Annotated in this window: 19 protein-coding genes; 13 read left to right on the forward strand and 6 right to left on the reverse strand. The window is 50.7% G+C overall.

Annotated elements, in window-relative coordinates; all coding sequences use genetic code 11:
• Positions 1–5: 5 nt before the first annotated feature.
• The 5 genes from ABD836_RS11715 to ABD836_RS11735 all read right to left on the reverse strand — a co-directional run bounded on the left by ABD836_RS11715 (position 6) and on the right by ABD836_RS11735 (position 4262).
• On the reverse strand, positions 6–464 hold the full coding sequence (locus ABD836_RS11715; protein ID WP_344936072.1) for a (2Fe-2S)-binding protein: 459 nt from the start codon (positions 462–464) through the stop codon (positions 6–8).
• A 222-nt stretch (positions 465–686) separates the two neighbouring features.
• Entirely contained in the window at positions 687–1676 is a 990-nt protein-coding gene (locus ABD836_RS11720; protein WP_344936075.1) for a serine/threonine protein kinase, read from the reverse strand.
• Positions 1673–2776: a molybdenum ABC transporter ATP-binding protein gene (modC, locus tag ABD836_RS11725; protein ID WP_344936077.1), complete on the reverse strand. Its 1104-nt coding sequence runs from the start codon at positions 2774–2776 to the stop codon at positions 1673–1675. Before modC ends, ABD836_RS11720 begins: the two co-directional genes overlap by 4 nt.
• Complete coding sequence (gene modB, locus ABD836_RS11730) at positions 2773–3477, reverse strand: molybdate ABC transporter permease subunit (protein WP_344936079.1); 705 nt, start codon at positions 3475–3477, stop codon at positions 2773–2775. The genes modC and modB overlap by 4 nt, the downstream gene beginning before the upstream one ends.
• Before the next feature lie 77 nt (positions 3478–3554).
• Complete coding sequence (locus ABD836_RS11735) at positions 3555–4262, reverse strand: double zinc ribbon domain-containing protein (RefSeq protein WP_344936081.1); 708 nt, start codon at positions 4260–4262, stop codon at positions 3555–3557.
• 80 nt (positions 4263–4342) lie between these two features.
• Between ABD836_RS11735 and bioB the strand changes: the two genes are divergently transcribed.
• The 9 genes from bioB to ABD836_RS11780 all read left to right on the forward strand — a co-directional run bounded on the left by bioB (position 4343) and on the right by ABD836_RS11780 (position 16897).
• Positions 4343–5401, forward strand: a complete 1059-nt coding sequence (gene bioB, locus ABD836_RS11740) for a biotin synthase BioB (RefSeq protein WP_344936083.1) — start codon at positions 4343–4345, stop codon at positions 5399–5401.
• Positions 5402–5425: 24 nt separating this feature from the next.
• Complete coding sequence (gene bioF / locus ABD836_RS11745) at positions 5426–6586, forward strand: 8-amino-7-oxononanoate synthase (protein WP_344936085.1); 1161 nt, start codon at positions 5426–5428, stop codon at positions 6584–6586.
• Positions 6547–8163 carry a malonyl-ACP O-methyltransferase BioC gene (gene bioC / locus ABD836_RS11750; RefSeq protein ID WP_344936087.1) on the forward strand — a complete coding sequence of 539 codons (1617 nt, stop codon included), beginning with the start codon at positions 6547–6549 and terminating at the stop codon, positions 8161–8163. Before bioF ends, bioC begins: the two co-directional genes overlap by 40 nt.
• A gap of 542 nt (positions 8164–8705) precedes the next feature.
• Positions 8706–9626 carry a hypothetical protein gene (locus tag ABD836_RS11755; protein WP_344936089.1) on the forward strand — a complete coding sequence of 307 codons (921 nt, stop codon included), beginning with the start codon at positions 8706–8708 and terminating at the stop codon, positions 9624–9626.
• 167 nt (positions 9627–9793) lie between these two features.
• Positions 9794–11842, forward strand: coding sequence for a YjbH domain-containing protein (locus ABD836_RS11760; protein WP_344936091.1), 2049 nt, complete (start codon positions 9794–9796; stop codon positions 11840–11842).
• A gap of 33 nt (positions 11843–11875) precedes the next feature.
• Positions 11876–12559 (forward strand): dethiobiotin synthase, encoded by a 684-nt coding sequence (gene bioD, locus ABD836_RS11765; RefSeq protein ID WP_344936093.1) that lies wholly within the window; start codon positions 11876–11878, stop codon positions 12557–12559.
• A gap of 289 nt (positions 12560–12848) precedes the next feature.
• Positions 12849–14636 (forward strand): acyl-CoA dehydrogenase C-terminal domain-containing protein, encoded by a 1788-nt coding sequence (locus ABD836_RS11770; protein WP_344936095.1) that lies wholly within the window; start codon positions 12849–12851, stop codon positions 14634–14636.
• A 68-nt stretch (positions 14637–14704) separates the two neighbouring features.
• Positions 14705–16495, forward strand: a complete 1791-nt coding sequence (locus tag ABD836_RS11775; protein ID WP_344936097.1) for an acyl-CoA dehydrogenase C-terminal domain-containing protein — start codon at positions 14705–14707, stop codon at positions 16493–16495.
• A gap of 213 nt (positions 16496–16708) precedes the next feature.
• A complete protein-coding gene (locus tag ABD836_RS11780; RefSeq protein WP_344936099.1) occupies positions 16709–16897 on the forward strand; it encodes a DUF3094 family protein in 189 nt (62 codons plus the stop codon).
• 49 nt (positions 16898–16946) lie between these two features.
• On the opposite strand, the gene ABD836_RS11785 is transcribed toward ABD836_RS11780, so the two are convergent.
• Positions 16947–17810, reverse strand: coding sequence for a sterol desaturase family protein (locus ABD836_RS11785; RefSeq protein ID WP_344936101.1), 864 nt, complete (start codon positions 17808–17810; stop codon positions 16947–16949).
• Between the two features lie 114 nt (positions 17811–17924).
• Between ABD836_RS11785 and ABD836_RS11790 the strand changes: the two genes are divergently transcribed.
• The 4 genes from ABD836_RS11790 (at position 17925) to cobB (ending at position 20649) form a co-directional block, all read left to right on the forward strand.
• Complete coding sequence (locus ABD836_RS11790) at positions 17925–18857, forward strand: LysR substrate-binding domain-containing protein (RefSeq protein ID WP_344936103.1); 933 nt, start codon at positions 17925–17927, stop codon at positions 18855–18857.
• Between the two features lie 33 nt (positions 18858–18890).
• Positions 18891–19388, forward strand: coding sequence for a GNAT family N-acetyltransferase (locus ABD836_RS11795; RefSeq protein ID WP_344936105.1), 498 nt, complete (start codon positions 18891–18893; stop codon positions 19386–19388).
• Positions 19389–19489: 101 nt separating this feature from the next.
• Complete coding sequence (locus tag ABD836_RS11800; RefSeq protein WP_344936107.1) at positions 19490–19933, forward strand: TM2 domain-containing protein; 444 nt, start codon at positions 19490–19492, stop codon at positions 19931–19933.
• Positions 19934–19941: 8 nt separating this feature from the next.
• A complete protein-coding gene (cobB, locus tag ABD836_RS11805) occupies positions 19942–20649 on the forward strand; it encodes a Sir2 family NAD+-dependent deacetylase (protein ID WP_344936108.1) in 708 nt (235 codons plus the stop codon).
• Positions 20650–20651: the final 2 nt, after the last annotated feature.

The following is a 20651-nucleotide window of genomic DNA, read 5'->3' on the forward strand; positions in this document are numbered from 1 at the left end:
AATTCCTACAGCTGTTCGCTGGCGATTTTGTGGATCGCTTTGCGAATTCGTGGGTAGGTGCCACAGCGGCAGATATTGCCAGACATGGCGCGGTCTATGTCGGCATCGCTGGGTGCCGAATTGTTCTTTAAAAGCGCTGTGGCTGCCATGATTTGGCCAGATTGGCAGTAGCCACATTGGGGCACGTTTAGCTCCCGCCAAGCATCTTGAACGAGGCTGCCGATGTGCTCGTTGCGAATGTCTTCAACGGTGCGCACTGCTTTGTCGCCAACGGCGCCGATAGGCATTACGCAGGAACGGGTGGGCTGGCCATCGATGTGCACAGTGCACGCGCCGCATAGTGCTTGCCCGCAGCCGTATTTGCTTCCGGTTAGTTTGAGATTCTCGCGCAGGACCCAGAGAAGGGGTTTGTCTTCCGGGGCGTCGACGGTGTGGGCAATACCGTTTACTTGAATTGTTATCATGGTTTAACTCCTGACCCATTCTGCTTGGCAGATGTGGGCTTTTCTCAAAGTGCTGCACTGTCGGTTGGGCGGCACTCATTGCGGCGGTGATTGAGGCGTTGTTGTCCGATTTCTCTGCGACTGCAAGCAAACCTATTAGTATAAGCAAAAATAGCTGCCAATGTTATACGTGTAAACACGGAGTTTGGATTGCCGGAGCAGCAATTTTTTGCACTTGAGGTTTCAGTAGGGAAGTCGCAGCGGCGCTTCCTGCATTAGCGCCAGCTGTTCGCGGAGTTGCAGGATGTGCTCGCCCCAGTAGCGCTCAGTGTTGAACCAAGGAAATGCTTTGGGAAAGGCGGGGTCCTGCCAGCGTCTGGCGAGCCAAGCCGCGTGGTGCATAATGCGCAGGCTGCGCAATGCCTCGATTAAGCTCAGCTCTTTGGGGTTGAAGTCGTAAAACTCATTATAACCTTCAACTAGCTCCATAATGGCGCGCTGCTGGGCATCGGGCTCACCCGAGAGAAACATCCACAAATCCTGTATTGCCGGTGCCATGCGGCTGTCATCAAAATCGACCAGCCAAGTCTCACCGTTACGCGACAAGATGTTGCCAACGTGACCGTCGCCGTGGGTGCGAATATAGCTTGGGGCGACATCGGCAAAGCGCTGGTGGACTAATTTTAGTAGGTCGGCACTGAGGCTGGCATAGGCATCGCTTAAATTGGCTGGAATGATGCCGTCAATGATGAAACTGCGGCTTTCGTCGCCAAAACTGCGGGCGTCTAGGCTTGGCCGGAATTGAAATGGTGCACTGGCGCCAACTAAGTGGAGGCGTCCGATAAGTCGGCCTAATTGAAAAAGATTGTCCATATCATCAAGGGCTGGGGCGTGGCCGCCGCGGCGCGGATAGAGAGCAAAGCGGTAGCCTTCAAAGCTAAAAAGGCTCGTGCCGGCGTCGTCGCGCCACGGTGCGATAACCGGGATATCAGTATCAAAGAGTTGCTGCGTAAACTGATGCTCCTCTAAGATTTGGTCGTCGCTCCAGCGTTCCGGGCGATAAAACTTCACCACCAGCGGTTCTTTGTCTTCCAATCCAAACTGGTAAACACGGTTTTCATAGCTATTCAGGGCAAAGACCCGTAAATCGCTAATAAAACCGAGACTTTCGACGGCGTCGATGACCCGGTCGGGGTTGAGTTCGGCAAAATCTTGTTGTTCGGTCTCGCTCATGATGCGACTCCATATTCATTTACGAGGGCAACTGTTTTGATTTGCGCAAATACCTGTTGGCCGACTTTTAGGTTAAGGCGGTCACGGGATTTTCGGGTGATGCGGGCTAACAGATACTGTTCGCCGACACTTAGGCGCACAGTGACGTGGGGTTTCATACTTGTATTCTGGGTAGCTTCGCCATCAATCGTGTCGATGGTGCAGCTCAAAATATTCAAAATGCTACTTTGCACAGGGGCTTCTAGGCTGATGCTAATATCCCGCGCGGCGACAAAAAGCCGCAGTTGCTGGCCTGACACGGCAGAAATTTGATTGATACTAAGCTGGTGCTTAGAACTTAGTTGTAAGGTGCTTAATTGGTATTCGTTGTCGTGCCCAAACAGGGTGGCATTGAGTACTGCGCCGGCATCCTGTTGGCGACTTAGGGGCAGGTCTAAGCGGCTACTTAGCTCAACGAGCCCACCTTCGGCAATCAGCTGGCCTTTTTCGAGTAGTACAACATGGTCGGCGAGGCGACTGACCTCATGAAAGCTGTGACTGACATAAATAATCGGCAAGCTCAGGTGTTGGGGAAGGCTTTGCAGCACGTCCATCATTTCGTCCCGCGCGGCGTCGTGCAGTCCAGATAGGGGTTCATCCATCAACAGCAGTTGTGGGTGACGTAGCAAAGCGCGGGCAATAGCGATTCGCTTGCGTTCGCCACCGGAGAGTTTGTCCACACTGCGGTTTAGTAGCGGCGTAATTTGCAGCCAAGCGCAGACTTCCTTAAGGCTCGGGCCGGCCGCACGAAATTGGCGTTTTTGTGCGTAGCGTAGATTCGCCACAACGCTAAGGTGAGGAAATAACTGGGCGTCTTGAAATACCAGCCCCACGCCGCGTTTTTCGCAGCGCACAAAGTTTTTTTGAGTTTGCCAGTCGTCGCCAGCAAATTGCACCATGCCGCCGGGCGCGCAATCGAGTCCTGCTATGCATCGCAGTAAGCTGGTTTTGCCGCTGCCGCTGGGGCCGCAAATGGCGGTAATACCTGTGCTGGGAATGGCGGTATCGACGTTCAGCTGAAAGTCGCCGCGCTGTGTGTGCAGGGATAGCAGCAGGCTCATGCTTGTTCCCTTGCTGAATAGTTATTGCCAAGGTCAACACCGCGGTAGTGGTTTAAGCGGTATACCAAGCAAAGCACAATGAACGAGAACGCTATCAGGCCACCGGCTAGCCAGTGGGCAGCGCTGTATTGCAGAGATTCGACTCGGTCGTAGAGTGCGATCGACAGAACTTGGGTGCGGCCTGGAATATTGCCGCCAATCATTAGTACGACGCCAAACTCGCCGACGGTGTGGGCAAAGCCCAAGGTAATGGCCACCAAGAAATTACTGCGGCAGAGGGGTGCAGCAACACTGGCAAAGCGATCGAGGCCAGATGCACCCAAACTTGCGGCCGTTTCCAATAGTGCTTTGGGGACTTGTTGGAAGCCACTTTGCAAGGGCTGTACAACAAAGGGTAAAGAATACAATACCGAGGCAATCACCAGTGCACTAAAGCTAAACGCAAGATTACCGCCGGTTAGGCTGAGCCAAAATTGGGCAATGGGTGAGCTGGGCGCAAACGCGATCAATAAATAAAAGCCGAGCACGGTTGGCGGAAGCACCAAGGGCAGTGCGACAAGGGCTTCGACAATCGGTTTGCCGCACCATGGTGTATTCGCTAGCCACCATGCGAGTGGCGTGCCGATAACCAGCAGAATCAGCGTTGTGAGGCCCGCAAGCTTTAGGGTCAGAATAATTGCCAGCCAATCTTGATGGCTCATACTCGCTTACCTAAAAATAGCGGTAGAAGGCGTCGGTGCTGAGGGTGATGCATTTGTCGCCTCCACTTGTTTGCTGGTCACGGTGTACGGGCCAGGCACCAAATGTCGATCTGTCGGGCGCCGTTGCGCGCCAGTATAGCGGCCGCGGTATTGGCTGTCGCGGTTGTTGTCACCACGTCGTCGACAATGGCGATGTGCTTGCCTTTGATCGGGCTATCGGGGGTGAAAGTGAAGGCTTGCTGTATATTTTTTTGACGTAGCGCGGCGCTAAGGTTTTGCTGAGATGGCGTTGCGTGGGGATGGCTTAAGGCATGGCAGATGGGGATGCCGAGCGTTTGTCCCCAGTCATCTGCCAGTACGGTTGCTTGGTTGAATCCCCGTAGCCAACGTCGCCGCCAATGAATCGGTACAGGCACTAATAGCTCGGGCAATTCGTCTAGGTCGCCGCCAATAGAATTAAGCCAAACCTTAGCTAGCACGGCGCCGTAGTGAAGTTGGCCGTGGTGTTTAAAACCGGCGATAAGCCGGTCTACTGGAAAATCATAGCGCAGCGCCGTCAAACATTGGGTAAAGATGGGCGGTTTACTGAGGCAGCGACCACATTCGCTATAACTGTCGCGAGTAGAGAGAGGAAGTGCACAGCGCGCACAGTGAGTTTCTAGCCAAGGCAGATCAGCCTCACAGTCGTGGCAGAGGTCTAATTGCCGAAAGCTGGGGTAATTGCAGAGTACGCATCGGCCTTGAAAAGCCTTGTAAATCAATTTCTTATAAAACCTGTTAACCATGAGCATCCTTGCTGGTTGACAGCTTGTGTTAAGCCTTTATTATAGTAGCCTTTATAATCTTGCTCAAACCGGACTTTATAATGACAGCACTCGCGCCCACAACAATCCGCACTGACTGGACTAGCCAAGAGGTCCAGGCCTTATTTGCTCAGCCATTTAATGACTTGTTATTTCAAGCGCAAACCGTGCACCGGGCAAATTTTGACCCCAACGCTGTTCAAGTAAGCACTTTATTGTCTATAAAAACCGGCGCTTGTCCAGAAGACTGTAAATACTGTCCTCAGAGTAACCGCTACGATACCGGTCTCGAAACCGAAAAGTTGATGGAAGTAGAAAAAGTGCTGGCGGAGGCCCGCGCAGCTAAAGCTTCGGGAACAACGCGTTTCTGTATGGGTGCCGCGTGGCGCTCCCCGAAGAAAAAAGACATGCCTTATGTTACCGCTATGGTGAAGGGTGTAAAGGAAATGGGTCTGGAAACCTGCATGACTTTGGGCATGTTGACTGGTGATCAAGCCGCAGAATTGGCCGAGGCAGGTCTCGATTATTACAACCACAATCTTGATACCTCACCCGAATTCTACGGCGAAATTATTACTACCCGCACCTACCAGGATCGTCTTGGCACTTTGTCCAATGTGCGAGACGCCGGGATTAAAGTATGTAGCGGCGGTATTGTTGGTATGGGTGAGTCGATAAAAGACCGTGCTGGTTTATTGCTGCAACTGGCGAATTTACCCGTGCAGCCCGAGAGCGTGCCAATTAATATGCTGGTGAAAGTAGAAGGCACGCCGATGGCTGAATTGGCCGACCTTGATCCCTTCGATTTTATTCGTACCATTGCGGTGGCGCGGATCATAATGCCGAAGTCCCATGTTCGCTTGTCTGCTGGGCGTGAGGCCATGAACGAAGAAATGCATGCGCTAGCCTATTTTGCGGGTGCCAATTCCATTTTCTACGGCGAAAAACTGCTGACTACACCCAATCCGAAGGCAAATAAAGATCTCGAGTTGTTTGGCCGTTTAGGGATCAAGCCAGAAGAGCGTCATGTTGAGCAAGATGACGAGGCTGAAAGTGAGATGCTTCTAGGTGCAGTTCAGCAAGTTGAGAATAATCGTTATTTCTACGACGCGACTGCTTGAATCAAAATGCAGTAATTCATTGTGATGAATGAGGTTTTGCGGCGCCGTCTCGACGAGCGCCGAGCTCAATCGCGTTATCGAAGCCGTAGAGTGCTGGAGTCTGCCCAAGGGGCACGGCTTCACATGGATGGCCGCGAATTGTTGCAGTTTTGCAGTAACGATTATTTGGGCTTGGCAAATCATCCCAAACTCATAGCGGCAATGCAGGACACTGCGGCTCAGTTTGGTGTGGGTGGCGGTGCCTCGCATTTGGTTTGTGGTCACTCCAGCTATCATCACCAGCTAGAAGAGCGTCTGGCCAAAATAACTGGCCGCGATCGGGCGCTATTATTCTCTACCGGCTATATGGCGAACCTCGGTACCGTCACCGCGCTGCTTGGCAAGGGCGACCATATTCTGGAAGATCGCCTTAATCACGCCTCATTGCTCGATGCTGGTTTGCTCAGTGGCGCAAGGTTTCAGCGTTTCCAGCACAATGATATGGCTGATCTCGAACGTCGTCTCCGTAAACTTCCCGCCGATGGTAATCGCTTAATTGTCGTTGACGCGGTGTTCAGTATGGACGGTGATATGGCGCCGCTAGCTGAACTTGCCGCGCTCGCCCAAAAATACAATGCCTGGTTAATGGCCGACGATGCTCACGGTTTTGGCGTGCTTGGTGAAAGCGGCGCTGGCTGTGCTGAATTTTTTGGGTTAAGTCAGCAGGAGTTACCGGTGCTGATGGGTACCTTGGGTAAAGGCATTGGCAGTTTTGGGGCGTTTGTCGCCGGAAGTGAGGCCTTAATCGAAACGCTGATTCAATTCGCCCGCCCTTATATTTACACAACGGCAATGCCGCCCGCTGTCGCGGCGGCAACAATTGCGGGCTTGAATCTCTTAAGTGAGGAGCCTTGGCGTCGTCAGCATTTGCAGGAGTTAATTGGCTATTTTCGCGAACAGGCGCAAGCATTCGCGCTTCCCTTAATGCCGTCAAATACCGCAATACAGCCGCTGTTAATTGGTGACGAACAGGCTGCAATGGCCTTGAGTGCGGCGCTGGAACAGCGCGGCATTCTTGTGTCGGCAATACGCCCACCCACCGTGCCGGTCGGCAGTTCAAGGTTGCGAATCACTCTGTCGGCCGCACATAGCAAGGCCGATATTGATTGCTTATTAGCGGCGTTGGTCGAGGTGTTGGCGGCGTAATGGCGATTTACCGCGAACATTTAGCGTCTTATCGCAAAAATGCCCCAGAATTGGTCTTGCTCCACGGCTGGGCCAGTGACTCATCGATATGGCGACCTCAGCTGGCGACATTGCGCCGAGACTTCCATATTACCCTGATTGATCTGCCTGCTTGCGGGCGTAGCGATGCGTTAGCTGACGGCAGTGACCCAGATGCCTATGTCGATGCATTGCTGCCTTTATTGCCTGCGCAAGCAATTTACTGCGGTTGGTCCTTAGGCGGCATGCTTGCCACCCGGCTTGCAGTTCGCTTTCCAGAGCGGGTGCAAGCGCTGATTTGCCTTGCGAGCAATGCCGTGTTTGTTGCCGACGCGGATTGGTCCGCGGCCATGCCCAGCCAAGATTTTGAGCATTTTTCTCGCCTTGTCGCCAATAAGCCTCGCGCCGGTTTACGTCGTTTTGAACTATTGCAATTGCATGGAGATAGTCTGGCGCATTTGCTTAGTGTGCAGCTTGAGCAGATTTCTATCGAGCCAAGGCAGGAGCACTTGTCGTCGGGTTTGTCCTGTTTGCAGGGCATTGATAACCGGCAGGCGTTGGCGAAACTGCATTGCCCCTGTCTACATGTTTTTGGTGAGGAAGATGCGCTGGTGCCTGCGGCGGCGGCAGCTGAATTTGCGCGGCGTTACCCTGCGCATACTGAGCAAACCATAGCTGGCCGCGGGCATCTCTTCTTTTTGGCTGATGAAGGCGATTTCTGTGCTCTGTTGCTTTCTTATTGCCGTAGTTTGGGTTTTGTCGCTGACGATGTTCCAGTGGTGCTGAATAAGTCAGATATTGGCCGTTCTTTTAGCCGCGCAGCTGAAAGTTATGATGGCGCTGCGCTATTGCAGCGACGGGTTGCAGATCGCTTGGTTGAGTATTTGTCCGAAAGGTTGGGTGGGCCCGTTTTGGATCTGGGTTGTGGTACTGGTTATGGTCTGCCAGCTTTACAAAGCCGGATGCAGGGTAAGCCCCTTGTCGCGGTTGATTTGGCGCAGGGTATGTTGCGGCAAGCAGCTGATCGCTATTCAGATGTGGCGGATTACTTTGTGTGCGGAGACGCCGAAGATCTGCCCTTGGCAAATAATAGCATCGAGACGCTATTTTCAAGCCTTGCTTTGCAGTGGTGTGAGAATCTTCCGGGGCTGATGTTCGAGATTGAGCGGGTGTTGAAGCCCGGTGGTCATGCCCGAATCGCCACCCTAGGGCCAGACACGCTCCATGAGTTACGTAGCGCCTGGGCCAAGGTCGACAGCTACGTACATGTTAATCAGTTTGCTGAGCGTTCGGCCCTAGAAGAGGCGATTGAAGGCGCCGGATTGGTGCTTGAGCACTGGGATGAGGCGACCGAAGTCATGTTTTATGAGCGGCTCTCCGAGTTGACCGGGGAATTGAAAAATATTGGCGCCCACAATGTTAATGGTGGGCGGCGTGGGGGCTTAACCGGACGTCAGCGCTTACAGGCCCTTGTTAGGCATTACGAAGGCTTCCGGGACGTGAGACAAAAGCTGCCAGCGAGCTACCAGCTTTGGTATATATCCCTGGCAAAGAAGTGATAGCCCCCCCTATTTAAGGTATATTTTGGGGCAAATGGCTGAACATGGTGCAATTAATTAGGCTTTAAGCTATGTTATGCGCTGAGAATAAAGGGCTTGTCAAAGGCTTATAAGTAACTAGTGGCAATTCTAGTATTATGAATTGAGGGTGAAACAGCTTCACATCTTAGGTGTGATCTAGGCTTTACGTCGTGGCGTAGAGCTTGCATGCGTGAAATGATTGATTTTTACGCGGCAAATAGTAATTGTTTAACAAAAATGCATTTAAATTATGTTGAATTAATTGCTAGGATAAAGTGATATTGCTATAAGTACGTGCAGCTCAGGTTTGTAGCGGTTAAATGTTAAGTCGCTGCGGACTTAGTTAGAGGTTTTGGTTTAATATGGCTGTTATTCCAAGGGCGTGCATTTGGTTTCTTGCGATATAGTTTAAAAAAAAATACGTAACGCTAGGTTACTGGCTGTTATCTGGGTGGGGGTCTGGCGCGATTTGCGTCGATGCTGGCAATATTTAGTTCTAAAATGAGAAATGGAGTTTTACTATGATCAACTCGAAAAAAACGCGGCTAACTATGTTTGCTGCCAGCATGGTTGCCGCTGCGGCGTTGACTGGATGCTTTAATGATAAAAGTGCGGATGCTGCACCTGGAGTGACTAGCTTCGGTAATGGTGTGGCACAGGGCGCAGTAGTCGGCGCTGAGTGTGTTTATACTAACAATGCCGGTGCTTCGTTAACGCCAGCTAACGAGCCTGTTGTAACTGGCGAAGATGGAACAGCTCCTGTTTCTATTGTCGGTTTAAGTGCAGCAGATTTCCCTATCATCATTGCATGTACTGGCGGTAATTATTACGACGAAGCATTGGATACCTTTGTAAGCAATTCAGGTAATACAATGGAGTCAATGATTCCAAGCCTTGACGCGCTAGCTCAGGTTGGAAATAGCGTCGGTGTAAATACTCTGACTGATATGGCTACCAAACTGTTTAAGAAGGTTCCTGCTGCTGAGAGGACTGGTGCTGCATCGTTAGCTTCATTTAAAGAAATTATACGTGTTATTGCCCCCGGTCTCGGCTTAAATGGCGGCGAATTGAATCTGCTGGGTGCTTCAACTCCAATAAAGAACGGTGCGCCCGTATTAGCGGACAACGCGGCTGGCAAACTTGCTGTGTATTTGGCTGGATTAGCTAATGTTGCCGCAAGTAGACCGCAGCCATTCTCTGCAGCTGATCTAACTAAAGAGCTGTCTCTCGCTGTTACTAATGGTACAACAATTGCTCCGAGCGTAACCGCAGACATACTTCAGAAAACCAAAGCATATGCTACCGCGAAAGCGACCGCAGTTACTTCAGTGCAGTCTGATAATGCAGGTGCGGGCGGCACGGCTTCTACTCCAGATTCAACTGGCGCAACCGGTGGGACCGGCGGCACTGGCGGTACTGGCGGTAGCGGCGGTACTGTTTGATAGTTCCATCGATGTAGTAAAAGGGCGGCTTTCAGCTGCCCTTTTTTTTGCGTTAAAATAATGAACAATTAAAATTAGAGACAGAGAGGTTTCCCTTGAAAAGGAATATTGGGGCTGGGCTGCTATTGGCCGTACCATCGCTTGCATTTGCGCAAGGGAATATGAATATGCAGGGCGTTAGTGGTCTGCTTAACGTACCAGATGCGTCGGTGCTGGAGTTTGGTACGGCGACCATTGCTTGGGATAATCAAGTAGATGGTCGTTTTGCTAATCCGCGCACGCTAAATACTACGGGAAACGATTTTAATTTTGCTGCGGGTGCCTTTCCGCACTTTGAAATGGTTGGTCGTAACGTAGCGCCACAGACTACCTCAGCTAGCTCTGACTTATCTTTCAATATCAAGTTACAGCTCCCGTGGGAGTTACTGCCAGGTCTGAATTTTGCAGTAGGCGAAATAGATTTTGGTGGCTCAGTCAATGAGTACGATACCAAGTATGCCGTAGCGACCTGGCAATACGGAGCGCTTCGCACAACGATGGGTGTGGGCACATATGATGGCAGAGTTGCGGGTACCGGGCGCTTAGATGGCGTATACGGCGGTGTGGAATACGCGGCAGCAGATTGGCTAAGTGTTATTTTAGAAGATGACGCGTACTCATTGAACGCCGGTATTCGTCTATCTACGCCGGAGCAATGGTTGCCGGGTGGTTGGCAGGCTTCAATGCTGTGGATGTATTCCGCAGAAGAAGGCGAAGATGATCGCCAAGACTGGTACGGCTTTAATGTCAAAATACCTTTGGCTGCTGAGTATGCCCGAGTCGTACCGAGAAGTCGGCCGCGCGGGCCAGCCTCGCTAAGTGCCAAGTCGGTCGTTGCTGAGTCCTACGGCGACGATTCTGCATTGATCGAAAATCCCTTGCTGGTTCCGCCTTCCACTTCGCCGTCTGAGGCGATGTCGCGGTTAGATGCTGTAAATGCGGAAAAGGCGCTGCGTGACCGGTTTGTGAAAGCAAATTTTGAGCAAGTTCGGGTGCAAAAATACGGCCGGGAATGGATTATTGCCTTTGAGAACGTTCAGTATAACGCCAATGATATTGATGCAATTGGCGTTGCTGCCGGGGTTGCCGCCATGGCGCTACCAGAAGGTGACCGATTTTATTTGCAGCTAGAAAAATACGGCGTTGCGACCTTTGGTTTGGGTGGTGAAGTGGCGGCCTGGAAAACGTTTTTGGACGGCAATGGTGCAATCCCCGAATCTGAAATGATAACCGCACCGTCAAATAAACTGCGTCGGCGCAGCTCAGATGGCGGCCTTTTTGCTGCGAGTCTCAAGAACAGCATTGATTATTTGGGTTTCCGCCCTGATGTGCGTATCCGACCAATTTTGTCGTCAACAGTTGGTACGGAATACGGTGTTTTTGATTACTCGCTCGCGGCTAGGGCCGACGTGGTATTGCCCTTGTGGCCGGGTGCGGCGTTGAATGTTAGCCGCGACTGGAATGTAAACGACACCAAAGATTTTACCCGTGACGGTATTTACGGTGGTGTTTTTTACAACCAGCGCGTCACCGAAGGGGTTAAGGATCGTATTTTCAGTCAAACCTTCCGCCATGGTCAGGGTTTTACCAGTATGATTTCCTATGGCCGCTTTTATGGTGCAGTTGATGGTGGATCGATTGAAACCCGCTGGGAACCAGGCGACGGCCGTCATCGATTTAAGATTTTAGCGACTGATTTTGAAGAAAAGCACCGTCCAGAAAAGACCCATAACGCACGCCTATGGTCCTATCGTTATTTTGCACAGAGTATCAATACCGAAGTCAGTATTACCGGTGGTGATTTCTATAACGAAGATGATGGTTACAGACTTGAATTCGCCCAGCATGTTGGTGATGTCAGGCTGCACCTTTTATACAAAACCTCGGAAGATAATTCCTTTGCAACCTTGGGGATTACTATTCCGCTTACTCCGCGTAAAGGCATGACGCGAGTTGCCGGAGTTCATGTTGAAGGTCAGGCCAACTGGGCTTATGGGATAACCACCATCCTTGGTGAACAGGGCAACCGCCTTGTGTTTGGGCCGAATATTGTGCCGACCGTATATAACGATTTGCGTAATACTTACTTCAATGGCGATCGCTTAAATGGCGCCTATGTTCGCGCGAATCAGGAGCGTTTGGTCGATGCATGGCAACGTTACGGCGCCTCTAAGTAATGGGCTGGATATTAAAACGAAAGCGAGTTGAACTTGGCCGCTAAACAGTACTTTATTGCGGGTACCGACACGGACGTCGGTAAGACCTTAGTTGCTTGCGGTATTTTGCGTGCCGCCGCGGCGCGGGGCTTAAAAACCTTGGCGATTAAACCTGTTGCGGCAGGTGCGGATCTGACAGAGCAAGGCTTGCGCAATACTGATGCTTTGATGCTAATAGACGCGATGACCGAGTCATTGCCCTATGAGCAGGTCAATCCTGTGCTATTGGCGCCACCAATTGCACCTCATATTGCCGCTGAGCAGGCTGGTCGGCGTTTGAGTGTTTCTCAGTTGGCAGGCTTTTGCCGCGGCGTTATGATGCGCAAAGTGGATATGGTGTTAATTGAGGGGGCTGGCGGCTGGCGGGTGCCCTTGAGTCAGCGTGAAATGTTGTCGGGCCTGGTAGTTGAATTACAAACTCCCGTTATTTTGGTGGTGGGTATGAAATTGGGCTGTATTAGTCATGCCTTACTCACCGCAGAGGCAATTCGAGCCGATGGACTTGTATTGGCGGGCTGGGTGGCAAATCAAATAGATCCGGATATGGCGTGTTTTGATGAAAACTTGGCAACACTGCGGAATTTCTTGCCAGCGCCGTGTTTAGGGGTGCTACCGAATTTAAGTCAGCCGGATGCCAATCTGGCGGCTGAGCATCTAGATATTTCTCCGCTGCTCTAGCGGAGATTCCAAATTTGTCGGTGCTGCTTTTATTGCGCCATTCTTCTGTTTTTTCTCCCGTATAGTCAGCTATGCTGTTAATTGCCTTGTGCCGAATAAGCGGCAGTCTTGCATTGAATTTGCTGTCTAATTTTCGCGTTAATGTGTCATTGTGGCCCGGTTGCTGGCCTAAATCACCTTTATGTAGATCCAAAAACACTTGCAAGACGTAATAAAATCTTTATAGTTGTCACTGTCAACATTGCCCGGCAGGTACTGCCGTGGCTATCATGTACATGAGGTCTATACCATGCCGCAATATACTGCTCCGCTCCGCGATATTAATTTCGTGTTAAAAGATGTACTCAAGAGCGATAAACACTTCGCTAGTCTTGCTACTCGTGAAGAGGTTAGCGAAGACTTAATGGACGCTATTCTAAGTGAAGGCGCCAAATTTTCTGAAAATGTCCTTTCTCCTCTCAATCAGCCTGGCGACCAAGAAGGTTGTACTTGGTCTGAAACTGGGGTGACTACGCCTAAAGGCTTTAAAGAAGCCTATCAGCAATATGCAGAAGGTGGCTGGCCATCAATGACCGCCAACCCGCAATTTGGTGGTCAAGGTTTGCCGAATTCATTGGGTCTCGTTGTTACAGAGATGGTGAGTTCTGCTTGCTGGTCTTGGGGTATGTACACTGGTTTGTCGCAGTCTGCGGCGCGCTTGCTCGAGGTCTATGCCTGCGATGAGTTGCAGGAAACCTATTTAGCTAAAATGACCGAGGGTACCTGGGGCGGCACCATGTGCTTAACTGAGTCTCACTGTGGTTCAGATCTTGGTTTGCTGCGTACCAAGGCCGAGACTAATGCCGACGGTAGCTATAATGTAACCGGCACCAAGATTTTTATCTCGGGCGGTGAGCACGACATGATGGAAAATATTATCCATCTGGTTTTGGCACGAATAGAAGGTGCACCTGAAGGCACCAAAGGTATTTCACTGTTTGTTGTACCTAAGTTTTTGCCTGATGCAAACGGTGAAGTCGGTGAGCGCAATGGGGTCCACTGCGGCAGCATTGAGCACAAAATGGGTATTAAAGCCTCTGCAACCTGCGTGATGAATTTTGACGGCGCCAAAGGCTTTTTGGTCGGCGAAGAGAATCGCGGTTTGAATGCCATGTTCCACATGATGAACTCTGCGCGTTTGGGCACGGCTTTACAAGGTTTGTCTGCGGGTGAAGCGTCATTCCAAGGTGCACTTGCTTACGCCAAAGATCGTCTGCAAATGCGCTCTTTGAGTGGCCCGAAAAACCCGAATGGCCCCGCTGATCCATTGATTGTGCACGCCGATGTGCGTCGTATGCTGCTCACTCAAAAGGCCTTTGCTGAAGGCAGCCGCGCCTTTATTTATTGGGTTGCGCAATTGGTTGATACCTTCTATTTCTCTGGCGATGAGCAGGCGCGCAAAGATGCAGAAGAGCTTTCTGAGCTGCTGACACCAATTGCCAAGGCTTTTGTAACCGAAACCGGTCTAGAATCGGCTAACTACGGTATGCAGGTTTTTGGTGGCCACGGTTTTATTTCTGAGTGGGGCATGGAGCAGATTGTTCGCGATTTGCGGATTTCTACTCTGTATGAAGGCACCACGGGTATTCAAGCACTCGATTTACTTGGCCGTAAGGTCATGGGCAGTGGCGGCAAGCAGTTGATGGTATTTACTAAAATTATCCACAACTTCTGTAAAGAGCAGCAAGACAAGCCGGGTATGGCACCTTTTGTCACTAAGCTCGCTGAACTGAACAAAGAGTGGGGCGAAATTACCGGTAAACTTGGTGAAAAAGCCATGAACAATGCTGACGAAGTCGGCGCCGCTTCAGTTGATTATCTGATGTATGCTGGCTATATATCGTTGGCCTTTATGTGGGCGCGCATGGCTTCTATCGCGCTTGATGGCGATGCCGATGATGCGTTCTTGAAAGCGAAGGTGCAAACCGCGACTTTCTATTATCAACGTTTACTGCCGCGTACTGAAGCGCATAAAATTGCGATGTTAAATGGCGCCGATAGTTTGATGGCAATGTCGGAAGATGCATTCGCTTTCTAAGCGATTCTTTCTTTCTAATGTTTCGATTGCGGCGACCTTGAGTCGCCGTAAATTTAGAGGATTTCTAAATGCCAGAATATAAAGCTCCGCTTCGTGATATGCAGTTTGTTTTACACGACGTTTTTAAAGCAGAACAGTTGTGGGAAACCATGCCAGCGATGGAAGAAGTCAACCGCGAACTGGCCGACGCCATATTGGAAGAAAGTGCAAAAATTAATGAAAGTCTGATTGCACCTTTAAGCCAGCCAGGACATGAAGAAGGTGTGACTTGGGCTGACGGTGTTGTGACGACACCAAAAGGTTATCCCGACGCATTTAAACAGCTCGCTGACGGTGGCTGGGGCGGCCTGTCGGGTGCGCCAGAATACGGCGGTCAAACCATGCCGAAAATGCTGGTATTGTTGTTTGAAGAGATGCTGTATTCCTCAAATATTGCCATGGGTCTTTATCTAACGTTGACCTCTGGTGCGGCACTGGCCATTGCCAGTCACGCATCTGACGAGCTCAAAACCAAGTACTTGCCCAATATGTATTCAGCCAAGTGGGCTGGCGCAATGTGCTTAACCGAAAGCCATGCGGGTACCGACCTCGGTATGATTCGCAGCAAAGCGATTCCCCAGGCTGACGGTAGTTATAGCATTAGCGGTACCAAGATATTCATTACCGGTGGTGATCACGATTTAACTGAAAACGTGATTCATTTGGTTTTGGCTAAGTTGCCCGACGCCCCTGCTGGCTCTAAAGGTATTTCTTTATTCTTAGTGCCTAAGATTAAAGTGAATGATGATGGCAGCCTTGGTGAAGCCAATGGTGTGACCTGTGGCAGCATTGAGCACAAAATGGGTATCAATGCTTCTGCCACCTGCGTAATGAACTTTGACGGCGCCGAAGGCTATTTGGTTGGTGAAGTGAACCGCGGTTTGCAGGGCATGTTCACCATGATGAACTACGAGCGTTTGTCTGTGGGTATTCAAGGCCTGAGCGCCGCTGAAGCGGCGTATCAGTGGTCTTCTATCTATGCTCGCGAGCGTATCCAAAGCCGAGCGCCTTCTGGCCCAGTGAATAAAGATGCGGCAGCGGATCCAATCATCGTTCACCCAGATGTCCGCCGTATGTTGCTTACTCAAAAGGCCTATGTAGAAGCCGGTCGGGCCTTCGCGGTATACGTTGGCAAACAACTGGATTTGTCGAAATTCGCGAGCGGCGAAGACCAGCAGCGCGGCGCTGCAATGGTGGAATTGTTAACGCCAGTCGCAAAAGCGTTTCTTACCGATAAAGGCCTCGAAGGCACGGTTCTTGGCCAGCAAGTGTTTGGCGGTCACGGCTATGTGCGTGAGTGGGGCATGGAGCAACTGGTTCGCGACGTTCGTATTAGCCAAATTTACGAAGGCACCAACGGTATTCAGGCGCTCGATTTAATGGGCCGTAAGATCGCCGCAAATGGAGGTCAAACCTTGGCTTTGTTGATTGCAGAGATGCGTGACTTCAGCGCCTCGGCAACCTCGGTCAGCGGCATGGACGAGTTCTTAACCCCCCTGAATGGCGCAGTCGACAATCTAGAGTCGCTTGCTGCTTATGTGCTTGAGCAAGTGAAAGCCGGTGACGCTAATGCGATTGGTGCTGCTTCAGTCGAGTTCCTCCACGTTATGGGCTTCACGCTGTATACCTATATGTGGGCGATGATGAGCAAAGCGGTGTTGAGTGATGATTGCGCGCAGGGCGATGCATTTGCGCAAGCGAAATTGCACACTGCTCGCTTCTTTGTGCAGCGCTTATTGCCGCAAGCAAGTGGCTTGAGCGAGTCTATTCGCAATGGCAGTGCTAGTTTGATGGATATTCCAGAGGAAGCTTTTGCGTAAGGAATCTCTGAAAAACTTCGGCGCTCAGCATATGGGCCGAATGCCGCTCATAGGCTTTTGCTCGCGACAGTTGTAAGCGATCCTGTAATTGAAGTATAAGTGGTAAAGCTGGAGAAGAAGGCGGCATCTTGCGATAATGGTGGCGCCTTTTTTATTGCCTGCGATTCATGGCTATAAGCCAGCGTACGGTGATGCCTATCCTGTGGTGACTCAATGGAAAATGAACACAATAAGCTCAATCCTGACGATCAAGCCAAGGTCGACACCTTTTTAAAGCAGGGTTATAACGAGACTGAGCGCAAACCGTTCCGGCCAATGAAATTGCTGGGTATCCTATTTGTTATCGTGTCTTTTATTACCGTAGGCAGTCTGGTTCTTGCGCGGATGAGCGGGGTTCATTAAGCCGGTAGAAATTGTGTGGTGTCTGCGACACCACACAACTTTGGGGGATTTAGTAGCCAAGTTTCTTAGTGTCGATGGCAAAGTAGCGATACCAAACACTATGCTCCTCTTGAGGCGACTGCTTCCAGCCATATTGCTTCGGCCGCTCGGTTTCAATCGCGAGGGTGCCAAATAGTAACCAGTCATATAGCGCCAATAGATTGCTCATGTTTTTCACTGAGTTTTTACCTCGTGCGTGATGATGGTGATGCTGGGTCGGGAAGGTGATGACGTGGCATAGGCCGCGCATAGTTTTGCGCACCCAAGACCAGCGATGATTGAGAAAGTACAAGTCGTAATTCCAATTCACATGGTTGTGGGCTGCCCACAGACCTTTGAATACCGTCCCAATCAAAAACACTTCAGTTAGGCCTAGGTAGAGACAGATAAACTGGAACCAGAAATTGGGCATAATAAACCAGAATAACCAGTGCTCAACAAAGGTTTGCGTCACACTTAGCTCGCCGCGGCCGTCATTTTTGCCGGAAAAGTGGTGGGGCCGGTGACCAATTTTATAGAGCTGCTGAAGCACGAGTAATGGTTTCCAGCGCGGGCGGCGGGCGTGGGAAAAGAAATGCGCGCCGCTGTGCAGTAGCTCTTCAATAAAAATGTAGGCAATCAATACCGGCCAGAAGTACGCGTCTTCTAACCAGCTTAAGCTTCCTTGGAAATGCGGTGCGACTATCGCGCCTAGACCCGCAATCGCGAATATCAATGCTGGGCGTTGAATGGCGCTAAGACCAAACGCAGCAATGAAGGCCATGCCCCAGTCTTCGCGGGATTTTTTACCGTTGCTGTTGCGTCCGGCTGACCACTCCCAGGCTGACGCGAGAATAATAAACAAAATGACCGAGAGGTTGACGATATTGTCCATAGCTGATTCCTAATGCGTTTTATTGTTGTATTAGGATAACGGCTCTTAATTATTTGTAAATTTGATGTTATATATAATAATTATCTGTATTTAATATAATTAAAGCTGAGTCATATGCTCAATTTACGTGGTGTAGACCTAAATTTGCTGTCTATCTTCGATGCGTTAATGATCGAAGAAAATATGACCCGGGCGGCGGATCGCTTGGGGATGAGTCAACCAGCCATGAGCGCGGCATTGCAGCGGCTGAGGCTAACGTTTAACGATGAGTTATTTATTCGCAGTCGCTTAGGTATGACGCCCACCCCGCGGGCGCATTCAATTTACCCCCAAATTCGTGAGGCCTTGATCTTGATTCGCGGCGCGCTCGGCAAAGACCGGCACTTTGAGCCGGCAAGTGCGGAGCGTTGTTTTCGGTTACTCGGCGATAATTATTTTGAGGCTGTTGCCTTGGGGCCTTTGCTGGCGCGCTTACAGCAGGCGGGCCTAGGGCTTACGGTGGAGGCCTTGACATTTGCCGGGCCGAATCAGGATTTGGCCCTCAGTTTGCGTCGTATCGAAGTCGATGTATTAATTGATTATGTGCCCTTGCCCCAGAATTTTGTGCACACAGAGCAACTTACCAACGAGCGCTTGGTTGTTATTGCACGTGAGGGCCATCCTCGTATTCATGCCGGTCTTACGCTTGAACAGTACCTCGCTGAAGAACATGTTTTTTTACCTCAGCGCAGCCGGGAGCGCAGCCAGCTAGAACAGGCCTTGGGTGGCAATTTACTGCCGCGTAAAAAGGCGGCGCAGGTACAGAACTTCTCGAGTATGTTGCCCGTTGTGGCGGCGACTGATTACCTTGCTGTGCTACCGTCGCGCCTACCAACGATCTATGCGGGCGCTTTTGACCTGCAGTGTTTTGAATTTCCGCTGAAGATTGATCCCATTCCGATCTGGATGATGTGGCCGTCGGCCTTGGAGGCTGATCCCGCTCAGCAGTGGTTCCGCGAACAAGTGCGCTGGCTCGCACAGCGCTTTGATACAAGTGAAATTGGCTAGTCACAAGAAATGTGCTGAATATGAGTAGGACTAATGGATCACACTAAACGTATGATGATTGAAATTGCGGACTATCAGGATCCTTGCCATCGGGCGGGAATTATAAAATTGATGACCGCCTACGCACTCGATCCCATGGGTGGCGGCGAGGCGCTATCCGATGATGTCTTGAATAATTTGTGTGATGCCTTGGCTGGAGAAGCTGGCGCGGTAACCCTATTGGCTTTTGATAAGGCTAAGCCGGTGGCCCTGCTTACCGCGCTGCGCGGTTTTTCTACATTCAAGTGTCAGCCATTATTAAATATTCACGATGTAATGGTCTTGCCGGAATATCGTGGTCAGGGTTTAAGTGTACAAATGATTGCCAAGCTAGAAGACTACGCGCGTAGCAGAAATTACTGCAAGCTGACCTTAGAAGTACTTGCGAATAATGCTGTGGCTCAGCGGGTGTATCGGCATTGTGGTTTCGCGCCCTACGAACTCGATCCCCTGCAAGGCGCAGCGACGTTTTGGCAAAAGTCGCTGGCGTAAAGTGGGTTTGTAGATCGCTGGTGGTCTTGGTTTTGGTCGGTTATGCTCGAAAAAAGCACGGCATTTATTTTTTTGAACGCTCAGATACAAGGGATGGGTCTATGAAAGGGAAAATACTCGACTTTAAGGCTGACACTGGCGCTGGCGTAATTAGTGGGGAAGATGGTCAGCGGTATAGCTTTGACGCGGCGCAATGGCAGGCCGAAGGCAATATTCAAGTCGGCGCGGCGGTAGATTTTGTCGCTGCCGGCAGTCGGGCTGAGGCGATTTACATAGATAAAACATTGCCGACTGGATCTTCCCAAAAAGTTACTGCGGCATTGTTTGCGTTTTTCTTTGGGGTGTTTGGTGTGCATAAATTCTACCTTGGCTATACCAAGCAGGGTGTGATTATGCTGCTGACGTTCGTGTTCGGTTTTATTCTGCTGGGCTTGCCGTCCTTTGTGATTGCGATTATCGCGTTCATCGAATTTATTCTTTATCTCACTAAATCGGACGCTGAATTTGAGCAGACCTATGTCCTCGCTCAGCGACCTTGGTTTTAAGCTCAGCGATGACTTATAAGCGAGTAGTGGTATTGACCGGCGCCGGTATTTCGGCAGAGTCAGGTATACAAACCTTTCGGGCGGCTGATGGCCTTTGGGAGGAACATCGGGTTGAAGACGTCGCGACGCCTGAAGGCTTTGACGCTAATCCGGAGCTAGTGCAACGCTTTTACAATCAGCGTCGCCAGCAGTTATTAAGTACTGCGGTGCAAGTCAATCCCGCACATATCGCGCTCGCTGAATTTGAGCGTAATTTTCAGGGCGAGTACTTATTAGTCACCCAAAATATCGATGACCTTCATGAGCGTGCCGGCTCTAGCAAACTTATTCATATGCACGGTGAACTGCTAAAAATGCGCTGCAGCTATAGTGGGGTTGTTTATCCCATCACTGCCGACATCAATAGTGACGAGCGTTGTGTTTGCTGTGGCTTGCGTGGTGGTTTACGTCCCCATATTGTGTGGTTTGGTGAAATGCCCTTGGCGATGGATGAGATATATTGCGCACTAGAGCAATGTGATTTGTTTATTGCTGTGGGTACCTCAGGCAATGTTTATCCCGCTGCGGGTTTTGTGCAGGCGGCGGCGAGCGTCGGCGCGCATACCATTGAGGTGAACTTAGAACCATCGGCAGTGCAATCGGCATTTTCACAAACCCGCTATGGCCTCGCCAGTGTAGAGCTGCCAGTCTTACTCAATGAATTGCTCGCGGTGTAAAC

This window comes from Zhongshania borealis (assembly GCF_039539625.1).
Taxonomy (GTDB): Bacteria; Pseudomonadota; Gammaproteobacteria; order Pseudomonadales; family Spongiibacteraceae; genus Spongiibacter; species Spongiibacter borealis.